Consider the following 25158-nt stretch of genomic DNA (forward strand, 5'->3'; position numbering starts at 1 on the left):
TATCGAATTTTTATTAGTAAACCTAGTTATATACTAAGATAAAATCAAACCTATATTACATTTTATCATGATATTGTTCAAGTGGAAATTCTCAAAAGTATTATGCTACCGTATAAGTAAAAATTCGCATAGACATCTAAAGAGCATCGTAAAATCGTTGATTTAGTCAACACCCCATGTTGCATAGTTAGCCTGAAACGATTCAATAAATGATCTATCCAATGGAACGCGGGCCATTTTAAACGCTCCTATACCAGCTCCTCCAATCGGCTCTAAAACAGGTAAAATAAAGTGCAGTGGCATCTGCTCATCTAACGCTAATTGTTCAAGCTGTAACACGAGCATCGGGTTATTTGCAAATACGCCACCCGCTAAAACTACCGGTACATGCTCTTGCCTCCATGCCATATTCACATAGCAAGTTTTGATTGCCTTGTAATACTTCACACAAGCCTCTCGCATAATGTGATTGGCTACAGTATCTCCTTTTGCTGCCGCTTGAAAAACATATTTGCTAAGTGGAGCAATCACTGTTCTTGGATGTGCCACTCCATAAATACACTCTATTAATTGTGGAACATGGTCAACAGTGAAATGTTGTAACACGACATCCGTTAAGGCTGTTGGTGTGGCTCGCTGATCATAGCTTTGAAAAACGGCCTTTAGCGTTTCAACCCCTAAATCATAACCGCTACCCTCATCATCAAATAGATATCCCCAACCACCGACACGATTGCTCGTGCCATGATAGTTAAACCCCATCGTAATTGCACCTGTCCCAGCAATTTGCACAATGCCTTCTTGTCCTAACGTCCCAGCATAGAGCGCAATTAAGGCATCGTTTTCAATGATAACTGTCGTATTCTTATGAACATATTGCCGAATAATTCGTTCTACTACGCCTTCTACTTGCTGTTCCTTCACTCCAGCCATACCAACAAAGCAACTATGTATTGCTGAAAATATTTGTGGCGCTTGTTGTTGCAGTTGCTGCAATAGTCCATGCAGCGTCGACTCAAAATGTTGCCTATCCATCGCAGTCGGATTACTACGTGATGTCACTACTTTGCCATACAAATTGCCATGCTCATCACAAATTACGGCACAGGTTTTTGTACCGCCTCCATCTATCGCTAGTACGTACATTCTATTTACTCCTTTCGATATAAAAAAGGATTAAGCACAGTCTACTGTCGGCTTAATCCCCTCCTGTTTCAATTATTTTGTAAAGCCGAACGACGCCCAAGGTTGAATTTGAGATAATAAGAAGCGTTCTTCTTCCACGACCTTTGCCACTATATTTGTAGAGCCTGCATTGGGCATTGCTTTTAACACTACTTGTAGTTCACCTTTATAGCGCACATCTAAATTATTATCGATTGTTACATCACCTAACTGTAATGGGTGTGTATCATGAGCTGGAAAATCACCATTTTTATATTTCACGCGCGATTGGGTACTTCGAATAACATAGTCCGATACATCACCCCGATTAAAATGGGGCTCTTTAAATAACACCGCTTGTTCTAAAATAGTTGTTTCGGAAGATGGGACAATCTTTAGCTCTAGCTTATTGCGATTTAATTGGCCTAATGCGCTAAGTTCTTCCTTTGAAGCATACATATTACCAATAATACAATCATCAATTAAGCCTGTATGCCATAAATCTTTCGCCTGCACAGTTATTGGTAGATCGCGATGCTCTTCTAATGTTGGTAAACCATGCTCTGTTTTTTCCCAAGGACCATACACTGCATGTTGAGAAGAAATCATCGCCGCTGTTCGTATATGGTTTGCTTTAAAATTTTTGGATGTTGCTAAAAAATGTTGTCGTGATAGTCCCGTATAGCGTCGTGGATAAAAGTTATGACAGCCTATAATATGATTACGGTTCGGTTGATAGGATAAAATATTATCCACATATTTCGTACCATTACTAATATTGAGCTCAATGTTTAACTCACTATTATCTAATGACATCAATGCTTCCTCATGACCTGAAAATCCCATATCTAGGCGCAATGTCGCTAGATGGTAGTGTTCTTTAAAATAAGCAATATTTTTATACGTTAAGCCTAAATCTTCAAAAACTGCTGGTGCAATATCCGCTGAAATAGCAAAGCCTAGCTGTTTTGCAAAATAATTGATTTGCTGTAACTTACGTTTCTCTTTGTCATCCTTTAAAGACAAAAGACATGTAAATATACGGTCAAAACCATTATCATGCGCTAGCTGCACATACTGTTGCATTTCTTCTAGCGTGCTATGCTGTGGGTATAGTGAAATTCCTAACCTTCTCAAATGACAATACCTCCAATATTAAGCTATTACACTTCAACTTTCGGAATCTCTGTTGCTTTTTCAGGCTGTAGTGCTTGCGTTTCTTCCTTTAGTTCATGCTTTTGTTCTTGTTTAGCAATACGGTTAGCCATCGCTATGAATGGTAGGTAAATACAAACTGACACGATTATGAGCACAAGACTCAAAACGGCTCCAGTCCACGATTGCGTTACTAAAAATCCATTAATAATCGGCGGTGTTGTCCAAGGTGCTACAACCGTTGCCGCTGGAACCCAACCCCATTTTGTTACAAAAAATGCAATGGTTACGTTAACCATTGGCGTTAAAATAAACGGGATAAACAAAATAGGATTCAATACAATTGGAAGACCAAATAGTAATGGCTCATTAATATTGAATAGGCCTGGTGCGGCTGATAATTTGCCAACGGTATTATATTGCTTATTCTTTCTTGCAAAAATAAAGATGGCGATAATCAGTGCAATGGTCGTACCCGATCCGCCCATATTGACAAACGCATCAAAGAATGGCTTATTAACGATATAAGGTGCAACATTTCCAGCCGAAATGGCATTGACATTTTCCTGAATCGCAGCTGAATTAATCGTTTGCATAAATGGCTCGATAATATTAGCACCATGGACACCTAACGTCCATAAGAATGCTGGGATAAAGGCTAAAATTAACGCCGCTACCCATGTATTTGTTAAGCCCATAAATGGCTCCTGAATTGTTGAATAAAACGAACCCACAATATCTGGAATATCAAAACCTGCCGTAATAATGGTACGTACTAATGCGAAAATCCCAATCGTTATAATGGCTGGCAGCAATGCTGCAAATGATTTCGAAACAGCTGGTGGTACTCCATCAGGCATTTTAATTAGCAGCTTACGATTGCCTGCTAATCTACAAAATAGTTCGGTAGATAACAAGGCCACAAGAATGGCGATAAATATTCCGCCCGTACCTGTTGTTAATCCTGTTAAACCACCTTCACCAAACGTTCCAAATGTTAAATAACTAGATAGACTAATTACGCCAGCCGAAAGACCATCCTTGTTATAACCCTTCGCCAAGTTGTAAGCAATTGTAAAGGCAAGTAACAGCGACAAAATATTAAATGTAGCATTCCAAATGTTACCACCAAATTGTGTCCATGTTTCATGCTTCCAAATAGAATCAAGTGCATTTTGATAAAAATCAATTGGTAAGTTATTAATTAGTACAGCCAACGAACCTACAATTGTCAATGGCATAATCGTAATAAAACCGTCACGAATGGCAACTAAATGACGCTGGCTCCCAACTCTAGCAGCTACCGGCACAAATTTTTCTTCTAAAAATCGGAACATTCCACACACTCCCTTTGCTTTTTATTGTGACATCAAATACATGATGCTACTCCCCTTTGAGTTGTTCATACAGTTCAATCATTTCTTGCGCTAAATCTCGAAATGTTATAGCATTCATTAAGTGATCTTGCGCATGAATTAATAGCATCGATACTTCAACTTTCTCTCCCCTTGCTTCCTGTGTTAACAATGCTGTTTGCGCATGATGAGCCTCGATTAACGCCTCATTTGCCAGCTTTATTTTGTCCTTTGCTTGATTGATTTGCCCCTTTTTTGCTAACTGAAGCGCTTCCATACATTCACTTTTCGTATTTCCACTATGGACGATTAACCCCATAATGGACTGCATCATCGCTGTTTCTTCCATCGGGCTTGCCTCCTCATCCAATTAGTTTCAATGCCTGTTTCAATACATTGTCACCATTCATCATGCCGTAATCAGCCATATTAATAACATCAATTGGAAAATTTAATTCCTTGAATTTTGCTTCAAAAGTCGATTTTAAGTAGCGAACTTGCGGACCAAGTAAAAGGACATCCGCCTTTTTATTTGTTAACACTTTATCTACCTCACTTTCAGCTATGGCAAAAATATCAGCCTCAATATTTTGTTCCTGCGCAGCTTTCTGCATTTTGGAAACTAATAAACTCGTACTCATTCCCGCTACACACACTAACATAATATTTTTCATTGTCATTACTCTCCTTTTTGTCTTTTTCGTTCTTCATATCCTTGTGACGACTTTCATGAAATCGCTTACTTATACTGAGAATAGCATCTATTGGTATATACCACAATATAGATTTTTCTCCAATTTATACCTTTGTTGCATACTGAAATAATTGGGCTATCGCCTCATTACTTGCGAATAAATGCATTTGCGCAACTGGTATAGTCCAGAAAAAACTTCAAAAATTTTTGCGTTTACCTTTAAACGCCTCTCGTATTACGTTTAGTTATTTTCCTTTTCTCATCTGCAACAGAAATCAAGTTAAAAGTATTCGTAAAATGCAGGCTTATTTGACGGAATCGCCTGTTGCCAATGTTGTATTTCTTCCTCTGCTAGTTCTTTTTGGCTAAAAACAACTGCATCTTTAACACGAAGATAGCCGACCATCATTGCTGAAAATAAGTTGATTGGTAATGTTAACATATGCTGTTCAGACACTGAATTTGCCTCCAATATCGAAACATGACCATCTTTATTTATCCTGTATATTTGTTCATTCCAAGGACAAAATGGATCCTTAAGACGCACGTATAATGTGTGCTGTAAATTATTCCAAGGGTAACGTTTCATAAAAGCGAAAGCATCCACTATTCGAACCATGACATCTTGTGTTACTTTTTTTTCAATTTGTGGATCTTGAAAATTAAAGCCAAAATAGCGATCATTTGCTGTTACTCCCTCAATCGTGTTTACACTTGCAGCATGGGATGAGACAAAACGCCATAGTGCTTGTTCAGCCAGATGATGTGGCGCAATAAAATCATGGATAGTAAAAATACCATCTTGAATCGTATAACGCATATAGCCAGCTATGCTACTTGCAAAAAAACACGCGGCAAAGTGACTGTCCGGCGATCTTCTTGCAATCCGTTTCCACCAAGCAGCGTCTCGAAGCATGCTACCATTCGTCAGGTGTGCCTGTGCATTATGAAACTGCTGAATTGCTTCAAATAATGTTGTATCTGGCCATTCAAAGCTCATACGTTTCACATCATCGTATTGTTTACCGAAATCAGGAAACTTCGACTGTGAAATGGTATATTGAAGCTTATCAAAAAATAGTTCCCAGCCAAAGTAACGATAAAAAGAGACAGAAAATGGTGCCAGTACTGAAATGGTTTGCCCGTTTTGTCGCATTTCCTTCAGCGAAGCTATTATCAACTTCTTCATAATCCCTTGCTGACGATACTCTGGATAGGTTGCCACAAATCCAATTCCCCCCATTTCATAATTTTCACCATGTATCGTCATATTCAGTGGCAGTATTAAGAGCTGACCCACGACTTTATCCCCATCATAAGCTCCCAGTGTTGTACTATGTTCAATCCAATAATGAAAATCGTCACGACGTGCACCAGTATATTTATTTGGAAAGCAATAGTCCCTTAGTCGATGAATTTGTAGGTAATCCGTTGATGGAACGCATTTAATATCCATGACACCCTCCTTTTTAACAAAATATTCCGAATTAAATAATTACATTATTAGCTGTTGTTTTATATATGCTTCAACATCAGAAGCGGTTGCTAACATTAAAATAGCCTCAATATGTTGGCCTAATTGCTCTTTTGAAAGCTTTGCAATCTGTGCCCTTGCTTTGAGAATAGAAGCAGCATTCATAGAAAATTCATCTAAACCGAGAGCCAGTAAAATTGGTATCGCCATTTCATCCGCTGCCATTTCACCGCACATTCCTACCCATTTCCCGTGTTGATGTGCCGCATCAATAATATGTTTAATAAGTCTTAGTACAGCCGGATGATATGGTTGATATAAATAAGAAACCTTTTCATTCATACGATCTGTAGCTAACATATATTGTATTAAATCATTTGTCCCTATGGAGAAAAAATCGACTTCTTGTGCAAATAAATCAGCAATCATCGCGGCTGCAGGTATTTCCACCATTATGCCAACTTCTATTGCATCGGCTATTACAACCCCTTGTGCTTGCAATTGAGCTTTTTCTTCTACTAACATTTGCTTCGCTATGCGCCATTCCTCTAACGTTGCAATCATTGGAAACATAATTTTCAAATTACCATAGGCACTTGCTCTTAGTAAGGCACGCAGTTGTGTACGAAACATGGTTTGTTGATTTAGGCAAATTCGAATCGCTCGGTAGCCTAAAAACGGATTGATTTCAGATGGTAGCTTTAAGTAAGGAAGGTGCTTATCACCACCAATATCTAGTGTACGAACAACTGTAGGCTTCCCTTGCATTTTTTCAAGAACGGTACGATAGGCTTGAAACTGTTCTTCTTCATTCGGGAGTTCCTGCCGCTCCATATACAAAAACTCCGTTCGAAATAGCCCGATACCGTCCCCCGCTGCAAGCAGTACCTTCTCTACATCTTCCAGCTTGCCAATGTTCCCAGCAATCTCTACACTGTGCCCGTCAGCACTTATGCTCGACAACGTACGATATTGTGAGAGCTCACTTCGTTGTTGCTGTTGCAGTTGTTGCTGTTGCATATAAAAAGTAGCCACTTCTGGTGTTACATTCATAAGTATGTTGCCATTTGTGCCATCCATAATAAGGGGCGTGCCGTGTTTAATTTCCTTTGTAGCCGTTTTTGTTCCCACGATGGCTGGAATATCTAGAGAACGTGCGAGAATAGCAGAATGCGATGTTTTCCCACCAATATCTGTAATAAAACCTTTGACATATTTGGTATCTAATTGTGCTGTCATCGATGGAGTTAAATCTTCAGCAACGATTATGACATCTGATGCTAAACGACGAATATCAGGTAATTCCACATGCAATAAATGTGCTAATAATCGCTTCGTTACATCACGAATATCCGCTGCTCGCTCCTGCATATAAGCATTGTCCATTCCTTCAAACATCGATATAAACATTTTTGAAACTTCATGTAGTGCATACTCTGCATTACTGCCTAGTTTCATTTTTTCTTCAATAGCAGCTAACATTTCAGGGTCTTCTAATAAGAGTAAATGGGCAACAAATATCGCCGCTTTTTCTTCACCAAATTTGTCCTGCGCGCTTGTTACGATTTCTTGTAATTCCACTTTCGATTGCGCTAGCGCTTGTTTAAAACGTTCTATTTCAGCCTGAACATCGGTAATCGTCTCTTTTTCAAATGATAAATCTGGTTCCACTAAACAATAAGCATCAGCAAAGGCAATGCCTTCAGAAACGGCAATACCTTTTATCTCTAACATTCTTCACCAATTCCTTTCGTTACAATCACCTCTGTCACCGTTTGCATCAGCTGATCTGCATCTGTCCCCTGTGCCGAAATCGTCACAATACTTCCTGTTACGATTCCTTGTGCCATAACACCCATAATTGATTTTAAATTGACAGACTTGTCATTGTGAGTTAACTGAACATCACAAGCAAATGGTGTTACAGCAGTTACTAATAATGCTGTTGGTCGAGCATGTAAGCCTTCTGGTGTTGTAATCTTAAATGTTTTTTTCATCGATACCCCTCCAAATTTCATTCAAAATTAATCCGAGTTTGATAGTTCGCAATCATAACATCATTATGATGCAAATTCGACTCTACATTGTTACTCTCAAAAACAGGTACTATGTCCTGACAATCCGCCATTATTTCAATAACATGGCTAAATAACGCATGAAGAATAGCAGAACCAATAACCGTTGACGCTGGTGCATATTGCATCCGCTGTAGATGTAATAAGCCATCTCCTACAGGGATATGTGTATCAATAACAACATCAACGACATCCTCTAATCGCTTACCACTATGATGACGAGTTGGTTGTTGGCGATACGCAAGTGATTGCATAGACATAACGAGGACACCCGATTGTTTGGCTAACAATGCGGCATCGATTGGGGCATCATTGCGTCCAGATGTTGAAATAACAATACATACATCGTGCTCATGAAAATGAAAATGCTCTTTATGGCGCGCTATAATTGTTGGGTCTTTTTCATTTTTCGAAGATGTCAAAGCACCTGCATGTAAAGTTAATGGCTCTATTGTTATAGGACGTACAGGCACAAGCCCCCCGGCACGATAAAAAGCATCTTGTGCTAATAGATGTGAATGCCCACACCCAAACAATTGCACGACCCCTCCACTTTGGAGACGCAAAACAATCTGTTGTGCCGCTTCAGCTATCAGTGCATTTTCCTGCTCTAGCACAATATCTAATAGTTTTTGAAGTTCATGAAAATAAGCACGCATCGCATCACCTTTTAATTTCGCTTATAAATTTGTATCGATCTGCACGATAAGTACTTCGTACAAGTTCGAATGGCACACCGTCTGCTAAATAACTTGTTCGTTTAATAATTAACACTGGTGCTGTACTATTAATTTGCAAATATTTACTGTCCTCCTTCGCCACAATAGCTGCTTCCATTTGTTGTATAGCATTGCCAATCTTCTGATGAAATTTCGCTTCAATCAGTGCATACAATGAGCCCATAATTTTTTTCTCATCTAATTCAGGATAAACTTTCACTGGAATATACGTTCTTTCTATTGCCATCGGTTTAGAATCGGCATTTCGTATCCGTGCAACAAAAAATACTTCCTCCCCAGGTTCTAACAATAAGTCACCGGCTATGTCTAGAGGTGGCACAATTTTTTCAAAGCGCAAAACTTTACTGCTCGGTTCCATTCCTCTTGCACGCATATCTTCTGTAAAACTTGTTAATCCCATTAATGGTTGTTCCAATTTCGGATTGGCTACATACGTTCCTCTTCCTTTTTCACGATAGAGCAACCCACTGTTTACTAAATTGGTAATAGATTGGCGTACCGTCATTCTACTCACATCAAATTGCACTGATAGCTCACGCTCTGATGGAATATTTTCTCCTATTTTGTATTCCTCTAAATAAATTCTTTGCTTTAATATTTCCTCTATTTGTATATAGATTGGTATATGAGAATTTTTATCTAACAACTTTGACACCTTCCTAACGCGTTCTACTATGATTTCTCAAATACAACTTTTCCCCGACAAATAGTTTTTTCTACATTTAGCTGTTGATCTAACAAAATCACATCTGCATCAAAGCCTTTTGCGATACGACCTTTTGTACATAGCTGTAATTGTTGTGCTGCATTTGCAGAAGACATAGCAACAAGTTCTGACAATGAACAGTTTGTGACCGCTTTCATATTTTTCACTGCTTGTTCCATCGTTAAAATGCTACCAGCTAATGCTCCATTGGGTAAATGCGCTCCGCTTGCTGTAACATGGACCGTTTGACCACCTAAATCATAATTGCCATATTGCAATCCTTTCGCACGCATTGCATCCGTAATTAAGATAATTCCCGCTGCCCCCTTTAGTCGGTAAGCAAGTTGTATTGACATAGGATGACAATGAACAAAATCCGCGATAATTTCAACTTTCACCGTATTTTCAAGAAGTACGCCACCGACTACCCCTGGATTGCGATGATGGAATGGTCTCATTTGATTGTATAAATGCGTTGCCTGTCTCACACCAACCGCCACTGCTCTATCGACCTCTTCAAACGTTGCATCTGAATGGCCAATTGAAACAATTATGCCTTGCTTATGTAGCGCTTCGATAAACGCTATGCCACCTTCCAGCTCTGGAGCGACAGTTATTTGTTTAATACGGTTGTGACTTAATTTCTGCCAATAAGCAAATTGCTCGATTGATGGTAAAATCATATAGTCTACTGGTTGGGCACCAGCTCGCTTCGGTGACACATATGGACCTTCAACGTGCACGCCTAACAACGTGGCTTCATCTCCATCATTTTCAAATTGTGCTATCGTCTTTAATGCTTGCTCAATGCTTGCTGGTGCCTGTGTCATGGTCGTAGCAAGATAGCCTGTGACACCTTCTTGTACTAAGGAACGGGATATTTGATGCAGCGCTTGCTCTGTGGCATCCATCGCATCACTTCCGGCAGAACCATGAATATGCATATCAATATAACCAGGGAATAGCAACCAGTCTTTTCCCTTACCATCAATATATTGTTCTGCCTGTTCGATTAATTCATTGCCTACTTTCATAATTCGACCATTCGCGATGAAAACATCACCTTTGAACGGCAAATCGGTATCGTTGACGATCGTGACATTGGAAATTAATAATCTGTTGCTCAATTCAACACCTCCACTGCCTTTGCTTTTAACAACTTTGCTGTTCAAGAAAAAGACATCTATTTGCATCATGGTCTAGTTGTCTATACCAATTATAGTATGTTCATTTGAAAATAAAAAGTAATTTTTACAATTTTTCTTATTTTTCTTTCAATTTAACAAAAAAAGTCCTGACTTAAAATAAGCTAATCCCAATAGAAAAAGTGTTAGATTGACCTAATGTCGACCTAACACTTTTTAAACGTCGCTATTCGCTTCTATCAACGAATGTACTCTTGTAAATTGGGTAAATGTAAATAATACAAGCACAATACTACTTTGCTCTAGCATCTTCTAGCACTCTATGTATGGACGAATCCCGATAGTGCCGTAATGCCAATGAAACATTCGTTTTGAACCCGCAATTTGCAGGTGGGTGCCCGCTTCATAGCTTTAAACGTCCCTCTCCATATGGGGCTTGTTTGCCACTACAAAATTAGATGGCTCCCGACGATATAGTGTTCGGTCAAAACTGTTAAATAGAGTTAGCAGTTAGACAAACACATCAGGATTCGTATTACAGATATCATAACACCATATTTCAGATAATTCAAACGATTTCTAGCAAAAAAACAAATTCTTTCGAAACAAACAAAAAATACCTAGATTCCCAACATTTTTTGTTAGAGAACCTAGGTATTCCGCATTATTTTTATCTTTTAAAAGATTTAATCGCGAGGCTTAATTCGCTTAATTGCTCAGGAGATACTTCGCTTGGCGCATCCGTTAATAAGCAGCTTGCACTTGCCGTTTTCGGGAATGCAATTGTATCACGTAAATTCGTACGTCCTGCAAGTAGCATAACGAAACGGTCAAGACCAAATGCAAGACCTGCATGTGGAGGAACGCCGTATTCAAACGCTTCTAATAGGAAGCCGAATTGCGCTTGTGCTTCTTCTTCCGTGAAACCAAGTAGTTTAAACATTTTTTCTTGTAAATCACGCTCATAAATACGTAGTGAACCACCGCCAAGCTCATAACCGTTTAACACGATATCGTAAGCTTGTGCACGTACTGCAGCAGGATTTGTATCCATTAACTCGATATCTTCGTCAAATGGACGTGTGAATGGATGGTGGGCTGCATAATAACGACCATCTTCTTCAGAGTACTCAAATAATGGCCAGTCCGTAATCCATAAGAAGGCAAATTGAGATTCATCGATTAAGCCTAAATCTTGACCTAATTTTGTACGAAGAGCACCTAGAGATGCCGCCACTATAGGAGCTTTGTCAGCTACGAATACTAAAATATCACCAATTTCAGCACCCATGCGTTCAATTAAAGCAGCTGCTAACGCTTCATCGAAGAATTTTGCGATAGGTCCATTTAAACCTTCTTCTGTTACTTTCAACCAAGCAAGACCTTTTGCCCCGTAAATACCAACGAATTTTGTCAGCTCGTCCATATCTTTACGTGAATATTTATCAGCCGCACCTTTGATGTTAATACTTTTCACTTGCTTGCCTTGCGCTACTGTATCAGCAAACACCTTGAAATCACAGCCATCAAAAATATCATTTAATGCTACTAGCTCTAAACCGAAGCGAACATCTGGTTTATCTGAGCCATAGCGATCCATCGCTTCTTGGTACTTCATACGTTGGAACGGTGCAGGAATGTCGATGCCTTTTACATCTTTCATAACAGCTTGAATTAATCGTTCATTCATTTCCAAAATTTCTTCTTGTGTTAAGAAGCTTGTTTCAATGTCCACTTGAGTAAATTCAGGTTGACGGTCCGCACGTAGATCTTCGTCACGGAAACAACGAGCAATTTGGAAATACTTCTCAAAACCTGCTACCATTAATAATTGTTTAAATAGTTGTGGAGATTGCGGTAATGCATAAAACTCTCCCTCATGTACACGTGATGGTACTAGATAGTCACGAGCACCTTCTGGCGTTGATTTTGTTAAAATTGGCGTTTCTACTTCTAAGAAACCTTCATTTTGTAAAAAGTTACGAATTGTACGTGTTACGTCTGAGCGCATTTTGAACGTATCAAACATCACTGGACGACGTAAATCTAGATAACGATATTTTAATCGTAAATCTTCTGAAACGTCAGTGCGATCTTCAATTTGGAAAGGCGGCGTCTTTGCTGTATTAATAACGATTAGGCTTGTTGCTTCAACCTCGATTTTTCCGTTTGGCACATTTGGGTTGATTTGATCTTCTGCACGAAGAATAACTTTCCCTTCAACTTCGATTACGTATTCGCTACGCACTTTATCAGCTAAAGCATGTGCTTCTGCTACATCTGGGCTAAATACTACTTGTGTAATACCTGTACGGTCACGTAGGTCGATAAAAATTAGACCACCTAAATCGCGACGGCGTTGCACCCAACCTTTTAATACAACGTGTTCGCCTTGTAACGTTTCAGAAAGTTCGTTACTAGCATGAGTTCTTTTTGCCATTTTGTATTTCCTCCAACATCTATTTCATTTATTTAAGTAAGTAGTTCACTAATTCTGAGAAAGCGACTTTTTGTTGCTCCCCAGTTGCCATATGTTTGACTGTCGCTGCTTGTTCTTCCATTTCTGTTTCACCTAAGACGATTGTATATTGAGCACCTAATCGGTCTGCAGATTTCATTTGGGCTTTCATTTTGCGATCTAGGTAATCCATGTCGGTTGCAATGCCTTTTGCACGGAATGAACTTGTTAGCTCTACTGCCTTTAGCTTCGCTTCAGCACCCATGGCAATCATGTAAACATCTAGAGCAGATTCTGTATCTAACTCCACTGCTTCAGCTTCAAGCGCTAATAGTAAACGCTCAATACTTAACGCAAAGCCTATACCTGGTACATTAGGACCGCCTATTTCCTCTACTAACCCATTGTAACGACCGCCACCACAAAGTGTTGTGATAGCACCAAAGCCATCAGCAGTAGACATAATTTCAAATGTTGTATGGTTATAGTAGTCAAGGCCACGTACTAAGTTTGGATCTACTTCATACGTAATTCCAAGTGTATCTAAATACGATTTAACTTGAGCAAAATATGCCGCTGAATCGCCTGTTAAAAAATCAGTTAATGCCGGTGCAGAAGCCATTAATGGATGCTCGCGGTCTACTTTACAATCTAAAATACGTAACGGATTTTTTTGCAAACGATTTTGGCAATCTGCACAAAACTCGTGAATATGTGGCTCGAAATGATTAATCAACGCTGTACGATGGGCATCACGTGTTTCTTTATCCCCAAGAGAGTTGATTACTAATTTTAAATCCTTTAAGCCTGTTGATTCATAGATGTCCATAGCTAGCGCAATGACTTCAGCATCAATTGCAGGATCCGCTGAGCCAATTGCTTCAACACCGAATTGCACAAATTGACGGTAACGACCAGCCTGTTGGCGTTCATATCGGAACATTGGTCCAATATAAGATAGCTTGACAGGCTGATCAGGTGCACCAAACATTTTATGTTCTACATAGGCACGTACAACGCCGGCTGTATTTTCAGGGCGCAATGTTAATGAACGACCCCCGCGGTCTTCAAATGTATACATTTCCTTTTGGACAACATCCGTTGTTTCACCAACACCGCGTGCAAATAAATCTGTTTGTTCAAAAATCGGTGTACGAATTTCGTTATATCGATAGACACGACATATATCACGAATAATCGATTCGACCTTTTGCCATTTTTCTGATTGACCTGGCAATATGTCTTGTGTTCCTCGTGGCACTTTAAAAGTCATGAAAATACCTCCTTTTCAATTGCTTATGAGCTAGCCTTCGTATGTAAAATACGAACATACTGTAGATAGACCGACCTTGTACAGAAGAAATCCAACAAAAAAAGCCCTCGTCACCTTGCATAATTGCAAGGGACGAGAGCTGTATATGCTTCCGCGGTTCCACCCTAGTTGACGCATAACGTATATTGCGTCCTCCTCATAATCGGGTAACGGCCGATTCCGTTTTTTCCTACTAAGTATTCCTTTTCAGAAAAAAGCCTCTCAAGTGTTATTCGCCTTATACATTTTTGTAGGAAAGATTGCAGCCTAAGTCTTTCCCTCTCTTTTCCAATAGAGGTATACGCTACTTGCTTGGTCATAAGCGGTTAATCATTTTTTGATTACCCTTTATGTTAGTCACAACATAAGGTAATGTCAACTGTTTTCTTGTTTTTCATCATACAGTTGTTAAAAAAACGATTTCTGTTACCTTTTTCCCTCGAATTTTAGCATAAAAACATGGTAAAATAGCACAAGAAAAGGAGGGGTTCGATGACGACAAAACTTATACATAAAACCATTATCTTTGTCTTATTATTAGCATTTATGATACCACATATCAGCGACAAAGAACTAGCGCTTGCCGATACAAGTGATTTAAAAGTAACTGGAACCATACTTCATTTACGCGAAGGACCTGGGCTCTCTTACCCCATTATTACCACATTAGAAGAAGGCGATTCATTAACATCTATCGGTCGCGAGGGAGACTGGATTCAAGTAAAAACAGGCGATTACGAAGGATGGGTAGCTTCATGGCTAACAGCATCCATAAATGAGCAACAAACAATAGATAAAACTGTTATTTCCCAAGTTGATCGTCTAAACATTCGTACGGAACCAGATATTGCGTCCCCTGTTCTTGGACAACTGTCAACAGGTAATCAAGCCACATTAATAACAGAACATGGTGAATGGGCGAAGATTAATTGGAATGGACTAATTGGTTGGGTATCTTCAGACTATGTGACGATTAATGAAAAAACGGAAAAAACAACAACTGAACCAGTAGTTGAAGTGTCTACAACAACCGAATCAAAAGGGACTACTTTTACGATTTTAGTCGATACGTTAAATGTCCGAAAAAAAGCTGATTTAACATCCAAAATTTTAGGGACTGTTTCCAAAGGACAATCTTATAGGGTGCTTGCTCAAGAGCACAATTGGGTGCAAATTCAGTATAGTAATAAAAAAGCCGGTTGGGTTTATAGTTTCTATGGGACATTTTCAAATGCGGTAAAAACGACTTCGAAAACAACAACATCATCTTCATCATCAACGCTTGAATCTGTCACAATTATTTATAATGGCACCAACTTACGCACAGATGCGACAACCACTGCGGAGGTTGTGCAACGTGTAGATGCAGGTGAAACTTTTCCCATTGTAGGTGCTAAAGATGATTTTTATGAAATTCAATTAGGCGATAAAACCGCTTTCGTTGCCAATTGGGTTGTGACCACTTCACAAAATAATGCAGCGACAAAAACAACTAACAAAACAAAGTCTGAGCCTCGAAAAAACGGGACTTTAAATGGACTAACAATTGTTGTAGACCCTGGGCATGGTGGTAATGACCATGGGACGACTGGACAGCGCGGTACTGATGAAAAAGACATTACTTTGAAAACGGCATCCCTGCTTGCTTCCAAGTTAAGTGCAGCAGGTGCAAATGTTGTCATGACACGTGAATCAGATGAATATGTTGCACTTCGCAAACGTGTGTCTATTGCTCACCAGCATGATGCAGACGCTTTTATCAGTATTCACTATGATGCGACTGACAATAGCTCAATTTCTGGCTTTACCTCCTATTATTTAAACAACAATCAAAAAGGGCTTGCTGAAGCCATACACAATGGGCTAGCTAGCAAAATCAACTTAAAAGATCGTGGTACACAACAAGGAAATTATTTAGTACTACGTGAAAATCGACAAAAAGCAGTGCTGATCGAACTCGGTTTTTTAAGTAATGCCAATGAAGAAAGAGTTATTACAACAGCTAAATTCCGAGAACAAGCCTCACTTGGCATTTATCAAGGCATTTTAGATTATTTTGATGCAAACGAATAAAAAAAACCTTCATTTTCTAATTAAAGAAAATGAAGGTTTTTATATGTGATTTACTTATGTTATCGCTAATGTGACCCATACAATTTCCTCCATGCGAATAAAGAAGGGTGTGCGATTAATTTCGATAACGATATGGTCTGGTAATATGGAGGTCAAATTACCTTGCTGAATATTCTTCTTCGTTTGAACAACGATCATTTGGCCAATCATCAGTTTCAGTGTTTCATATAAATAAGGATTCGACATCCTTCCTATTTGCGTCATCGAAATTACACTTCCTTCCCACATTTAGCCATTCTTTTTAGTATATGAAGGAATGCTAGACAATGTACCTCTATTTTGACTCAAGTAGAATTGTAACAGGTCCATCATTTGTCAATGCCACATCCATCATAGCACCAAAAATTCCTGTCTCCACCTGTAGACCATAGCCTCGTAATGCATCATTAAATGCCTCCCACAAAGGGGCCGCCATTTCTGGTCTTGCCGCACTTGTAAAGCTTGGACGATTGCCCTTTTTCGTATCTCCATACAATGTAAATTGAGACACTGATAGGATTGCCCCACCATGCTCCAAAATAGAGTGATTCATTTTCCCTTCACTATCTTCCCACAAGCGTAGATTAGCGACTTTTTTTGCTAGATAGGCCACGTCTTCGGTTGTATCGTCATGTGTAATGCCTACAAGAAGCACATAGCCGCTATCAATAGCACCTGTTACTTCTCCTTGTACCGTAACAGATGCAGCCTTACTCCGCTGTAAAACTACTTTCATAATGTTAAACCCCTCAATCTATAAAAAATCTACACTATTCTTTTCTCAGCCTTTAGTTAATTACACGCTGCACAGAATATATATCAGGTGTTTGTTTTATACGTTCAACAACCTTATGCAAATGAGAAATATTTGAAATTGAAATCGTTAGGTGAATAGTGGCGATTTTATCACGATCAGCACGGCCGCTCACAGCTAAAATGTTCGTTTTCGTCTCGCTGACGATTTGCATAATTTCATTTAAAATACCAGGTCTATCAAAGGCAGATACCTCAATATCGACAGGATACTCTTTTTTCTCAGGTGTAAGCCCATTCTCCCATTCAACTTCAATAATACGTTCCTGCTCATCCTCAATTTGGATGTTTGGACAATCTGCACGGTGTACGGAAACACCTCGTCCTTTCGTAATAAAACCGACAATGTCATCACCCGGCACTGGTGTACAGCAACGAGACAATCGAATGAGCATATTGTCAATTCCTTTTACAATAACGCCAGACTCTGTGCGCTTTTGCGGAATTGGATTTTTCATTTTTTGCTCAATTTTTTCAAGTGCTTCTTCTTGTTCACGCTCTTTACGACGTTTTTTCGGCTAAACGATTAACAACTTGTTGCGCTGTAATACCATTTACACCAACTGCGGCATATAAATCTTCTTCATTCGTGTAATTAAATTTATCGCAGACACGTTTTAAGTTTTCCGCTGACATTGTTTCTTTCATGTCGAAATCTTGCGCGCGTATTTCTTTTTCAATCATCTCTTTGCCTTTGATGATATTTTCTTCACGAAGATGACGCTTGAAAAATTGCTTAATTTTGTTTTTTGCTTGGGATGATTGAGCAATTTTTAGCCAGTCACGACTCGGGCCGAAAGATTGTTTTGATGTTAATATTTCAATAATATCACCCGTTTTTAATGGTGTATCGAGCGGCACCATCTTGCCATTAATTTTTGCACCGATTGTACGATTACCGACTTCTGAATGCACACGGTATGCGAAATCGATAGGTACAGAACCAGCTGGCAATTCTATTACATCCCCTTCTGGTGTAAACACGTACACCATATCAGAGAATAAATCGAATTTTAAAGATTCCATGAACTCCTCGGCATTTGAAGACTCGTTTTGGAATTCTAATATTTCTCTAAACCAAGTTAATTTTTGATCGACATTTTGTTTTTCAATATCAATCTTTTTACCTTCTTTATAAGCCCAGTGAGCTGCGATCCCGTATTCGGCAATTTTATGCATTTCTTTTGTACGGATTTGTACTTCTAGTGGATCACCGTATGGACCAATGACCGTTGTATGCAATGATTGATATAAGTTTTGCTTTGGCATTGCAATATAATCTTTAAAACGCCCAGGCATCGGCTTCCATAATGTATGCACAATACCTAACACTGCATAGCAATCTTTTATGCTATCAACTAAAACGCGAATGGCTAACAAATCATAAATTTCGTTAAATTGCTTTTTTTGAAGCACCATTTTACGATAGATGCTGTATATATGTTTCGGACGACCATAAATATCCGCATCGATTTCCACTTCAGAAAGTTGGGATTTCATTTCTCCCATAACATTGTCTAAATAAGCCTCACGTTCATCTCGCTTCTTTTTCATTAGACTGACAATACGGTAATATTGCTGTGGATTTAAATAACGTAGTGCAGTATCCTCCAGCTCCCATTTTACTGTCGAAATTCCTAGACGATGTGCAAGGGGAGCAAAAATTTCAAGCGTTTCTTTTGAAATACGGCGTTGTTTTTCAGCAGGTAAATGCTTTAAGGTACGCATATTGTGCAAACGATCCGCAAGCTTAATTAAGATAACACGAATATCCTGTGCCATAGCGACAAACATTTTACGGTGATTTTCCGCCTGCTGTGCTTCTTTCGATAAATATTTTATTTTCCCCAGCTTCGTCACACCATCAACGAGCATTGCTACTTCCTCGCCAAATTCACGGACTAGGTCATCACGTGTAAATTCCGTATCTTCGACAACATCGTGTAAAAAGCCTGCTGCCACAGTTTCTGGATCCATTTGTAATTCAGCTAAAATACCGGCAACTTGCACTGGGTGAATAATATACGGTTCACCAGAGCTACGGAATTGCTCAATATGCGCATCTCTTGCCAATTCATATGCTTTTTTCACGAATGCGACATTTTCCTCATTCATGTAGGATTTGACTAACTCAAAAACGTCCTCAGGAGTCAAAATTTGCTCTTTCGCCATAACATGTCCACCTTGCTCGTCAAATTTTTCAGATTAGATATAAACTTAATTGTATAAAAAATAGAGGGCGATTGTAAAGGGACTGTGTCATATAGTTTAGATAATATCGTGAACAAGTTTTATAAATGGAAAAAATATTCATTATTATAAATAAAAAGACCCTTTGCTAGGCTGATTTGCTTCGCAAAGAGTCTTTCATTTACATGTTAGTTTGCTTTGTTGTAAGCCACTGCAATTTTCGCACCAACTACTGCATTGTTTTTCACTAATGCGATATTGGCATCAAGGCTCTTACCTGCTGTTAACTCTTTTACTTTACCAAGTAAGAATGGTGTTACGTTTTTACCTTGGATACCATTTTCTTCAGCTTCTTGTAAAGCCTTTTCAATAATGCTTGTGATAAATTCATGCTCTAGTGCATCCGCTTCAGGGATAGGGTTTGCAATAACTGCGCCGCCTTGTAAGCCTAAATCCCACTTAGCACGCAACATTGCTGCAACTTCTTCTGGTGTATCTAGTTTAAAGTTGACATCAAATCCGCTTTGGCGAGTGTAGAATGCTGGAAGCTCAGACGTGCCATATCCGACTACTGGTACACCTTTTGTTTCAAGATATTCTAATGTTAAACCGATATCTAAAATAGATTTCGCACCTGCACAAATAACAGCTACATTTGTTTGTGCTAATTCTTCTAAGTCTGCTGAAATATCCATTGTTGTTTCAGCACCACGGTGTACGCCTCCGATACCACCTGTAACGAAAATGTCAATACCTGCAAGTTCAGCGCAAATCATTGTTGCAGCAACTGTTGTCGCACCTAATTTTTTCGTAGCCAATAAATAGCCTAAATCGCGACGAGAAGTTTTTGCAACACCTTGTGCATTCCCAAACATTTCAAGTTCTTCGTCAGATAAACCGATTTTAATTTTCCCATCAATCAGCGCGATTGTTGCAGGCACCGCACCGTTATCACGAATAATTTGCTCTACTTCACGTGCCGTTTGTACGTTTTGAGGATATGGCATACCATGTGAAATGATTGTTGACTCTAATGCAACAATTGGTAGTCCTTGTGCTTGTCCAGCTTTTACTTCTTCTGATAATACGATGAATTCTTTCATGATGTTATTCCTCCATTTCACTTTTCAACAATTCTTCTGATAATTCAGGTCTTACTGTATATGGGGATGCCAGTGTATTTTTGGCATTCGTTAAGCCTGCGTCTATGCAAACTTCAAACGATTGCCCCCTTAACCAACTATGAATGACAGCACTTACAAAAGCGTCACCCGCGCCCGTTACATCTTCAATTTTCTTTATTGCTTTCGCAGTAAAATGACGTGGTGGACTAGTGGTAGAGGCAGCATAGACTCCTTTGCTACCTGCCGTAATAATGACATGCTCTGCTCCTAATTGTAGAAGCTTTTGAATCGCTTTGTCATAGTTTGCCTCGGTATTGATTGTATGACCTACAATCGTCTCTGCTTCGTCCGTATTACATATAAACCACGTCACACCTTGCAATGTATCCGGTAATCGATTCATTTTGGGAGAAGATACCGGAACGATAACAAATGGAATAGCGCGCGCAATCGCGACTTGTTGGATATACACTACCGTTTCTTTCGGGCAATTTAAATCCATAATAAAGCAGCCAGCATTCATAAGCATTGCCTCGTATTTCTTTAACAAACTCGGCAACAATAAATCATAAACTTCCATATTTGCCACAGCTAATGCAAGCTCACCTTGCTCGTCCATAATTGCCGTATAAGAACCAGTTGAAGCATCTGGTAACTGCTCGACATAGCGCAAATTCATAAATGATTCTGATGCTTCTTGGATTACTTGCCAATCCGCATCTTTACCTGCTGTCGTTAATAACGTCACCTGATGATTAAGTCGGCCTAAATTTTCCGCAATATTGCGTCCAACCCCACCTACACTGAATGAGGAACTAGCAGGATTCGAAGTACCTAATTGAACAGTCCCTTTTACATGAAATTTGCGATCGAGATTGGCGCCACCGATACAAATAATTTCATTTTCCTCAGGTAAAATATAAGCACGGCCAACAATTTTCCCTTGCTTCGTTAAGCTCGACACTAAGTTCGCAAGTACTGGACGGGACAGATTCATCTTATCTGCCATCTCTTGCTGAGACATAAACGGATTTTTGCGAATTAAAGCCAGTACCGCTTGTTCTCTTTCATTCATAGCATCACCTTTTATTATATTTGTTTGTATTATAAACTTTTGTTTGAGCGAAGTCAAAACATTTCTTACGATTTGTTTAATGCTTCCCACTTCTATATTTTCCCTTCAATTGAAACGCAGATATTTTCAATAAAAAATAGCACACTAGATTAATTTTCTAGCGTACTATTTGTCCGTTCCATATTGTTTATACTATTATGCTGTATCAGCATTATGCATGACATTTGGTACTTGTTTTTTTACAATGATGACAAACAAACCAGCGAAAACACAAAAAACGCCAGCCAAGAAAAATGCCCAAGTATAAGAATTGAAAAGTTTATAGATAAGACCTCCCCCATATGCTGCTACTGCTGCACCTGCCTGATGGGAAGCGAATATCCAGCCATAAATAACTCCGCTTTTTTGGGTACCAAAAATTTGCCTTGAGATACTAACAGTTGGCGGTACAGTTGCAATCCAATCTAGTCCATAAAAGACAGTAAACATGATGAGCAATGGTAAAGAGCCTTGCACTAATGCATACGGCAGTAAAACTAGGGAAGCACCTCTAGAAAGATAATACCAAAATAGTAACCAACGATTATCGAAGCGATCCGATAACCAGCCTGATAATGTTGTTCCTACTAGATTAAAAATTCCCATGAAGGATAGAAAAGATGCTGCTGTTACTAACGGAATACCGAAACTAATACAATACGATACAAAATGAGTACCTATTAAGCCACTAGTCGATAATCCACAAATAAAGAAACTACCAGCCAAAAGCCAAAATGCTTTCACTTTCACAGCCTCAAATAAACCATTAAAGGCAATAACGATTGGATTTTTCTTATTTTCTACTACATCTTCCAATCGTTCTTCGTCAAGACCATATGCAAGAAGCCCCACATCCATCGGTTTATTTTTCATAAACAATGCAATAATCATTAACATGATTGAACTTAACACAATGATTAATGCAATTGCCCAACGCCATGAGTAATGTTCAATCATCATCGCTAAAATTGGTAGCAGTACTAATTGGCCTGTTGCAGTGCTAGCTGTTAGTATTCCTAATGCAAGCCCTCTTCTTTTCTCAAACCAATGATTCGCCACAAAAGGACTTAATACTGTTAAAAAGAGACTAGCTCCTAAACCAATAATAAAGCCCCAAATTATCATTAATTGCCATGCTTGTTGCATCAACAATGTGAGCGAGATCCCTATGACTAATATTATCATCGCAGCTAACATCATTTTCTTTAATCCAATCACTTCAAGTAGTGCTGCCATAAATGGGCCTGAAATGCCATATAAAAAAAGGCTGATGGCAAAAGCCATTGCAATGATTGAACGATCCCAGCCAAACTCCTGTTCAAACGGACCAATAAAAACACCGGATGAAGATAAAGTAATACCCGCTACAATAATGGAGAAAAAAGTAATCGCTAAAACAAACCAGCTGTAATGAATACGTTTCATAAAGCCACCTACATTCTCAGATAATGTAACACTTTAAGGATATTTTCATATAAAATAAAAATACATGTATATACATATATAATAATAACTTGTTATTTTTTATGTCAAGAAATATTTTCCAATTAAGTGCTATAATATAAACAATTAAAAAACATAAAAGGAGAGCTTATTTGATGGAGAAAGTATACACAGACATTGACTATACTCAAATTTGCGTATGTACAAATCTTAGAAAGAAGACTAGAGTTGTAACGCAGTTATACGATAAAATTCTTGAACCTACTAATTTAAAAGTTACGCAATACGCTCTGTTAGCCAATATAGCAAAGCATCGGGCCGTTTCAGTTAGTCAACTAGGCATTATTCTTTCACTTGACCAGACGACAATAACCCGCAATGTCAATCTTTTGAAAAAAAATGGCTATGTGGCTATTACCCAAGATTCCCAAGATGGCCGAACAAAAATTATTTCTTTAACGGCTACAGGCATGCAAAAATTAACGGAAGCAGCTCCTATTTGGATGGACATTCAGGAGAAAATCATCCATGATATCGGACCCGAAAAATATAAAGACTTTTATGAAACGCTAAAAAAAATACAACAAGTAGTGAAATCCTACGAGTAATTATCAGAATTGTTTGAGTACCTGGCACTTGGATGGTATTTTTGAGGTAAATGCATAAAAATTCCTACAATTTGTCGTTAAATCACAAAGAGCCCATGGTATTTCTACTAGAAATATCACGGGCTCATGTTAATAATGTTACTTAGTGCTATTTAGTCGTATACAAAACTTTAAAACCTTTATATACCATGAATTAGGAACGATTGTTTTTATAAGGGTCATAATTTTTCAAATCTTCTATTGGGACTTTTATTCCGCGAATATCATAATACTCAAACTGTCCTTTAATATCATGTGCAAAATAAAGATATACTATATTAGGTTCATTTTGAAAAGTTACTTTTACATAATAATTAGGTATCCCGGTAGTCCATTTACTTTCAATCATAAAAATATCAGATTCATCGTAACCTTTTTCTTCAATTAGATACTCCATTACTTTATTAAGTGAAATGTGCTTTTTTACTTGAATGTACACAAAAGGTGTTAAACATAATAGAAGTACAATAGACAGGATAATTAAAAATTTTTTAATAATAACCACTCTCCCTAATATAGTGAAAGCTTGTTTTATTTAGTGTTGAACGAACCTACATTAGTAAAAATACTAGCATTTTTAATATGACCAGGTGTTACGAAGGCTGTACTAGAACCTGTTAGACTTAAATTAGTAATATCTCCAGAATTGCTATAGAAAAATGCTTGCCAAATGAACTTAGAACAGTAATTAGGAGAAAGTGTGTTCAAAGGCTGTAAATTAATAATATCATAAACTTTAGCATAAGAATAAGCATACGCTGCCCAATCCGCTGCCCCTTGTCCTCCTGAACGAGGTCGGTAAATATAAATTGTTTCATTTGCTCCATGTCGACTACTATACGTTTCGACTGTATCTCTCTTCCCAGCCACTTCATCTACAGGATTAACATGATATATTCTATAGTCAGGACCGACAATACCTACATGACCAACAATTTTTGTAGACGTCACTAATGATTTTGAAGAATATAAAACATCCCCTATTTTCATTAATGTTTTTGTGCCAGGATAGTAATTTTCATTTTCTACAGCATTAGGGGAAATCCCATTATTCGGAATTTCTATCTGATCAGCATAAATAATCTCGGTATTCTCATTAATAAATGAATCAACTGGTAATTCATTCGCTAAAACCTTGTGTTCCGTCGAAATTACAAAAAAACTTACTAAAAATAGTATTGAAAAGATTATCTTCTTCATTTTTCTCCCCCTAATTATCTATCGCGAAAGTTATATGGTAAAATATAACATAAATAAATATTTAAGTATATACAAATTTTAAAGAACTAATATTAAAGTTATTTTTCATAATATTAGGGATTTTTTGGTGATTAGAGCAGGATTGAAATGCTCATAAACTAGCTCATAGAGATGATGGTGTTCGTCGAAATAGATTAGCAGCTTTTTATTAATTATTTAAAAAAGCTGTCCCAATTA

The 25158-nt window shown here is 38.3% G+C and carries 22 protein-coding genes, 1 other RNA gene, 1 pseudogene and 1 other annotated feature; of the genes and pseudogenes, 2 read left to right on the forward strand and 22 right to left on the reverse strand.

Going from position 1 to position 25158, the window contains the following annotated elements:
* Positions 1-162 precede the first annotated feature (162 nt).
* The 14 genes from I5435_RS15545 to hisS form a co-directional block, all read right to left on the reverse strand.
* On the reverse strand, positions 163-1146 hold the full coding sequence (locus tag I5435_RS15545; protein ID WP_337982558.1) for an N-acetylglucosamine kinase: 984 nt from the start codon (positions 1144-1146) through the stop codon (positions 163-165).
* Positions 1147-1218: 72 nt separating this feature from the next.
* Entirely contained in the window at positions 1219-2301 is a 1083-nt protein-coding gene (locus tag I5435_RS15550; RefSeq protein WP_231784787.1) for a DUF871 domain-containing protein, read from the reverse strand.
* Between the two features lie 26 nt (positions 2302-2327).
* The gene (locus I5435_RS15555; protein WP_229387193.1) at positions 2328-3656 is read right to left on the reverse strand and encodes a PTS sugar transporter subunit IIC; all 1329 of its coding nucleotides are present in this window, start codon (positions 3654-3656) and stop codon (positions 2328-2330) included.
* Positions 3657-3702: 46 nt separating this feature from the next.
* The gene (locus tag I5435_RS15560) at positions 3703-4023 is read right to left on the reverse strand and encodes a PTS lactose/cellobiose transporter subunit IIA (RefSeq protein WP_024363137.1); all 321 of its coding nucleotides are present in this window, start codon (positions 4021-4023) and stop codon (positions 3703-3705) included.
* A gap of 13 nt (positions 4024-4036) precedes the next feature.
* Positions 4037-4348, reverse strand: coding sequence for a PTS sugar transporter subunit IIB (locus tag I5435_RS15565; RefSeq protein ID WP_038509826.1), 312 nt, complete (start codon positions 4346-4348; stop codon positions 4037-4039).
* A 300-nt stretch (positions 4349-4648) separates the two neighbouring features.
* Positions 4649-5824, reverse strand: a complete 1176-nt coding sequence (locus I5435_RS15570; protein ID WP_258842961.1) for a GNAT family N-acetyltransferase — start codon at positions 5822-5824, stop codon at positions 4649-4651.
* A 39-nt stretch (positions 5825-5863) separates the two neighbouring features.
* Complete coding sequence (gene ptsP, locus I5435_RS15575) at positions 5864-7576, reverse strand: phosphoenolpyruvate--protein phosphotransferase (RefSeq protein WP_337982559.1); 1713 nt, start codon at positions 7574-7576, stop codon at positions 5864-5866.
* A complete protein-coding gene (locus tag I5435_RS15580; RefSeq protein WP_108029842.1) occupies positions 7570-7839 on the reverse strand; it encodes an HPr family phosphocarrier protein in 270 nt (89 codons plus the stop codon). The genes ptsP and I5435_RS15580 overlap by 7 nt, the downstream gene beginning before the upstream one ends.
* A 17-nt stretch (positions 7840-7856) precedes the next feature.
* The gene (locus tag I5435_RS15585; protein WP_337982560.1) at positions 7857-8576 is read right to left on the reverse strand and encodes a sugar isomerase domain-containing protein; all 720 of its coding nucleotides are present in this window, start codon (positions 8574-8576) and stop codon (positions 7857-7859) included.
* 4 nt (positions 8577-8580) lie between these two features.
* Entirely contained in the window at positions 8581-9303 is a 723-nt protein-coding gene (locus I5435_RS15590) for a GntR family transcriptional regulator (protein ID WP_024363143.1), read from the reverse strand.
* Between the two features lie 26 nt (positions 9304-9329).
* Positions 9330-10490 (reverse strand): N-acetylglucosamine-6-phosphate deacetylase, encoded by a 1161-nt coding sequence (gene nagA / locus I5435_RS15595; protein WP_337982561.1) that lies wholly within the window; start codon positions 10488-10490, stop codon positions 9330-9332.
* Between the two features lie 348 nt (positions 10491-10838).
* A non-coding RNA gene (gene ssrS, locus I5435_RS15600) (6S RNA) lies at positions 10839-11041 on the reverse strand.
* Between the two features lie 137 nt (positions 11042-11178).
* Positions 11179-12948: an aspartate--tRNA ligase gene (aspS, locus tag I5435_RS15605; RefSeq protein WP_107893787.1), complete on the reverse strand. Its 1770-nt coding sequence runs from the start codon at positions 12946-12948 to the stop codon at positions 11179-11181.
* A gap of 28 nt (positions 12949-12976) precedes the next feature.
* Positions 12977-14239, reverse strand: a complete 1263-nt coding sequence (gene hisS / locus I5435_RS15610; RefSeq protein ID WP_337982562.1) for a histidine--tRNA ligase — start codon at positions 14237-14239, stop codon at positions 12977-12979.
* A 125-nt stretch (positions 14240-14364) separates the two neighbouring features.
* Positions 14365-14607 (reverse strand) — a binding site (T-box leader).
* A 163-nt stretch (positions 14608-14770) separates the two neighbouring features.
* Here hisS and I5435_RS15615 point away from each other — a divergent pair.
* Positions 14771-16351 (forward strand): N-acetylmuramoyl-L-alanine amidase family protein, encoded by a 1581-nt coding sequence (locus I5435_RS15615; RefSeq protein WP_337982563.1) that lies wholly within the window; start codon positions 14771-14773, stop codon positions 16349-16351.
* Positions 16352-16405: 54 nt separating this feature from the next.
* Here the strand turns inward: I5435_RS15615 and I5435_RS15620 are convergent, their stop codons facing one another.
* The 6 genes and pseudogenes from I5435_RS15620 to I5435_RS15645 form a co-directional block, all read right to left on the reverse strand.
* Entirely contained in the window at positions 16406-16615 is a 210-nt protein-coding gene (locus I5435_RS15620) for a DUF2642 domain-containing protein (protein ID WP_024363148.1), read from the reverse strand.
* A 70-nt stretch (positions 16616-16685) separates the two neighbouring features.
* Positions 16686-17126: a D-aminoacyl-tRNA deacylase gene (dtd, locus tag I5435_RS15625; RefSeq protein WP_024363149.1), complete on the reverse strand. Its 441-nt coding sequence runs from the start codon at positions 17124-17126 to the stop codon at positions 16686-16688.
* A gap of 52 nt (positions 17127-17178) precedes the next feature.
* A pseudogene (locus tag I5435_RS15630) lies at positions 17179-19375 on the reverse strand (RelA/SpoT family protein).
* 206 nt (positions 19376-19581) lie between these two features.
* Complete coding sequence (locus I5435_RS15635) at positions 19582-20496, reverse strand: pseudouridine-5'-phosphate glycosidase (protein ID WP_231784794.1); 915 nt, start codon at positions 20494-20496, stop codon at positions 19582-19584.
* Positions 20497-20500: 4 nt separating this feature from the next.
* Positions 20501-21592, reverse strand: coding sequence for a carbohydrate kinase (locus I5435_RS15640; protein ID WP_036205294.1), 1092 nt, complete (start codon positions 21590-21592; stop codon positions 20501-20503).
* A gap of 195 nt (positions 21593-21787) precedes the next feature.
* Positions 21788-23056, reverse strand: a complete 1269-nt coding sequence (locus tag I5435_RS15645) for an MFS transporter (protein WP_337982564.1) — start codon at positions 23054-23056, stop codon at positions 21788-21790.
* 173 nt (positions 23057-23229) lie between these two features.
* Here I5435_RS15645 and I5435_RS15650 point away from each other — a divergent pair, with 173 nt between their 5' ends.
* Positions 23230-23682 carry a MarR family winged helix-turn-helix transcriptional regulator gene (locus I5435_RS15650; protein WP_337982565.1) on the forward strand — a complete coding sequence of 151 codons (453 nt, stop codon included), beginning with the start codon at positions 23230-23232 and terminating at the stop codon, positions 23680-23682.
* Between the two features lie 193 nt (positions 23683-23875).
* Here I5435_RS15650 and I5435_RS15655 read toward each other — a convergent pair whose 3' ends face one another.
* Together I5435_RS15655 and I5435_RS15660 are read right to left on the reverse strand one after the other, a co-directional pair.
* Positions 23876-24226, reverse strand: a complete 351-nt coding sequence (locus tag I5435_RS15655; protein WP_025220101.1) for a DUF3139 domain-containing protein — start codon at positions 24224-24226, stop codon at positions 23876-23878.
* A 26-nt stretch (positions 24227-24252) separates the two neighbouring features.
* Positions 24253-24921: a hypothetical protein gene (locus I5435_RS15660; protein WP_025220102.1), complete on the reverse strand. Its 669-nt coding sequence runs from the start codon at positions 24919-24921 to the stop codon at positions 24253-24255.
* Between the last annotated feature and the right edge of the window lie 237 nt (positions 24922-25158).

Source organism: Lysinibacillus sp. C5.1 (assembly GCF_016350185.1).
Classification (GTDB): Bacteria; Bacillota; Bacilli; order Bacillales_A; family Planococcaceae; genus Lysinibacillus; species Lysinibacillus sphaericus.

What these genes read in the sequence shown, in the direction of transcription:
- I5435_RS15545 (WP_337982558.1), bottom strand. Translation starts at nt 1,146, where the DNA reads ATGTACGTACTAGCGATAGATGGAGGCGGTACAAAAACCTGTGCCGTA.
- I5435_RS15555 (WP_229387193.1), bottom strand. Translation starts at nt 3,656, where the DNA reads ATGTTCCGATTTTTAGAAGAAAAATTTGTGCCGGTAGCTGCTAGAGTT.
- I5435_RS15560 (WP_024363137.1), bottom strand. Translation starts at nt 4,023, where the DNA reads ATGGAAGAAACAGCGATGATGCAGTCCATTATGGGGTTAATCGTCCAT.
- I5435_RS15565 (WP_038509826.1), bottom strand. Translation starts at nt 4,348, where the DNA reads ATGAAAAATATTATGTTAGTGTGTGTAGCGGGAATGAGTACGAGTTTA.
- I5435_RS15570 (WP_258842961.1), bottom strand. Translation starts at nt 5,824, where the DNA reads ATGGATATTAAATGCGTTCCATCAACGGATTACCTACAAATTCATCGA.
- ptsP (WP_337982559.1), bottom strand. Translation starts at nt 7,576, where the DNA reads ATGTTAGAGATAAAAGGTATTGCCGTTTCTGAAGGCATTGCCTTTGCT.
- I5435_RS15580 (WP_108029842.1), bottom strand. Translation starts at nt 7,839, where the DNA reads ATGAAAAAAACATTTAAGATTACAACACCAGAAGGCTTACATGCTCGA.
- I5435_RS15585 (WP_337982560.1), bottom strand. Translation starts at nt 8,576, where the DNA reads ATGCGTGCTTATTTTCATGAACTTCAAAAACTATTAGATATTGTGCTA.
- aspS (WP_107893787.1), bottom strand. Translation starts at nt 12,948, where the DNA reads ATGGCAAAAAGAACTCATGCTAGTAACGAACTTTCTGAAACGTTACAA.
- hisS (WP_337982562.1), bottom strand. Translation starts at nt 14,239, where the DNA reads ATGACTTTTAAAGTGCCACGAGGAACACAAGACATATTGCCAGGTCAA.
- I5435_RS15615 (WP_337982563.1), top strand. Translation starts at nt 14,771, where the DNA reads ATGACGACAAAACTTATACATAAAACCATTATCTTTGTCTTATTATTA.
- I5435_RS15620 (WP_024363148.1), bottom strand. Translation starts at nt 16,615, where the DNA reads ATGACGCAAATAGGAAGGATGTCGAATCCTTATTTATATGAAACACTG.
- dtd (WP_024363149.1), bottom strand. Translation starts at nt 17,126, where the DNA reads ATGAAAGTAGTTTTACAGCGGAGTAAGGCTGCATCTGTTACGGTACAA.
- I5435_RS15635 (WP_231784794.1), bottom strand. Translation starts at nt 20,496, where the DNA reads ATGAAAGAATTCATCGTATTATCAGAAGAAGTAAAAGCTGGACAAGCA.
- I5435_RS15640 (WP_036205294.1), bottom strand. Translation starts at nt 21,592, where the DNA reads ATGAATGAAAGAGAACAAGCGGTACTGGCTTTAATTCGCAAAAATCCG.
- I5435_RS15645 (WP_337982564.1), bottom strand. Translation starts at nt 23,056, where the DNA reads ATGAAACGTATTCATTACAGCTGGTTTGTTTTAGCGATTACTTTTTTC.
- I5435_RS15650 (WP_337982565.1), top strand. Translation starts at nt 23,230, where the DNA reads ATGGAGAAAGTATACACAGACATTGACTATACTCAAATTTGCGTATGT.
- I5435_RS15660 (WP_025220102.1), bottom strand. Translation starts at nt 24,921, where the DNA reads ATGAAGAAGATAATCTTTTCAATACTATTTTTAGTAAGTTTTTTTGTA.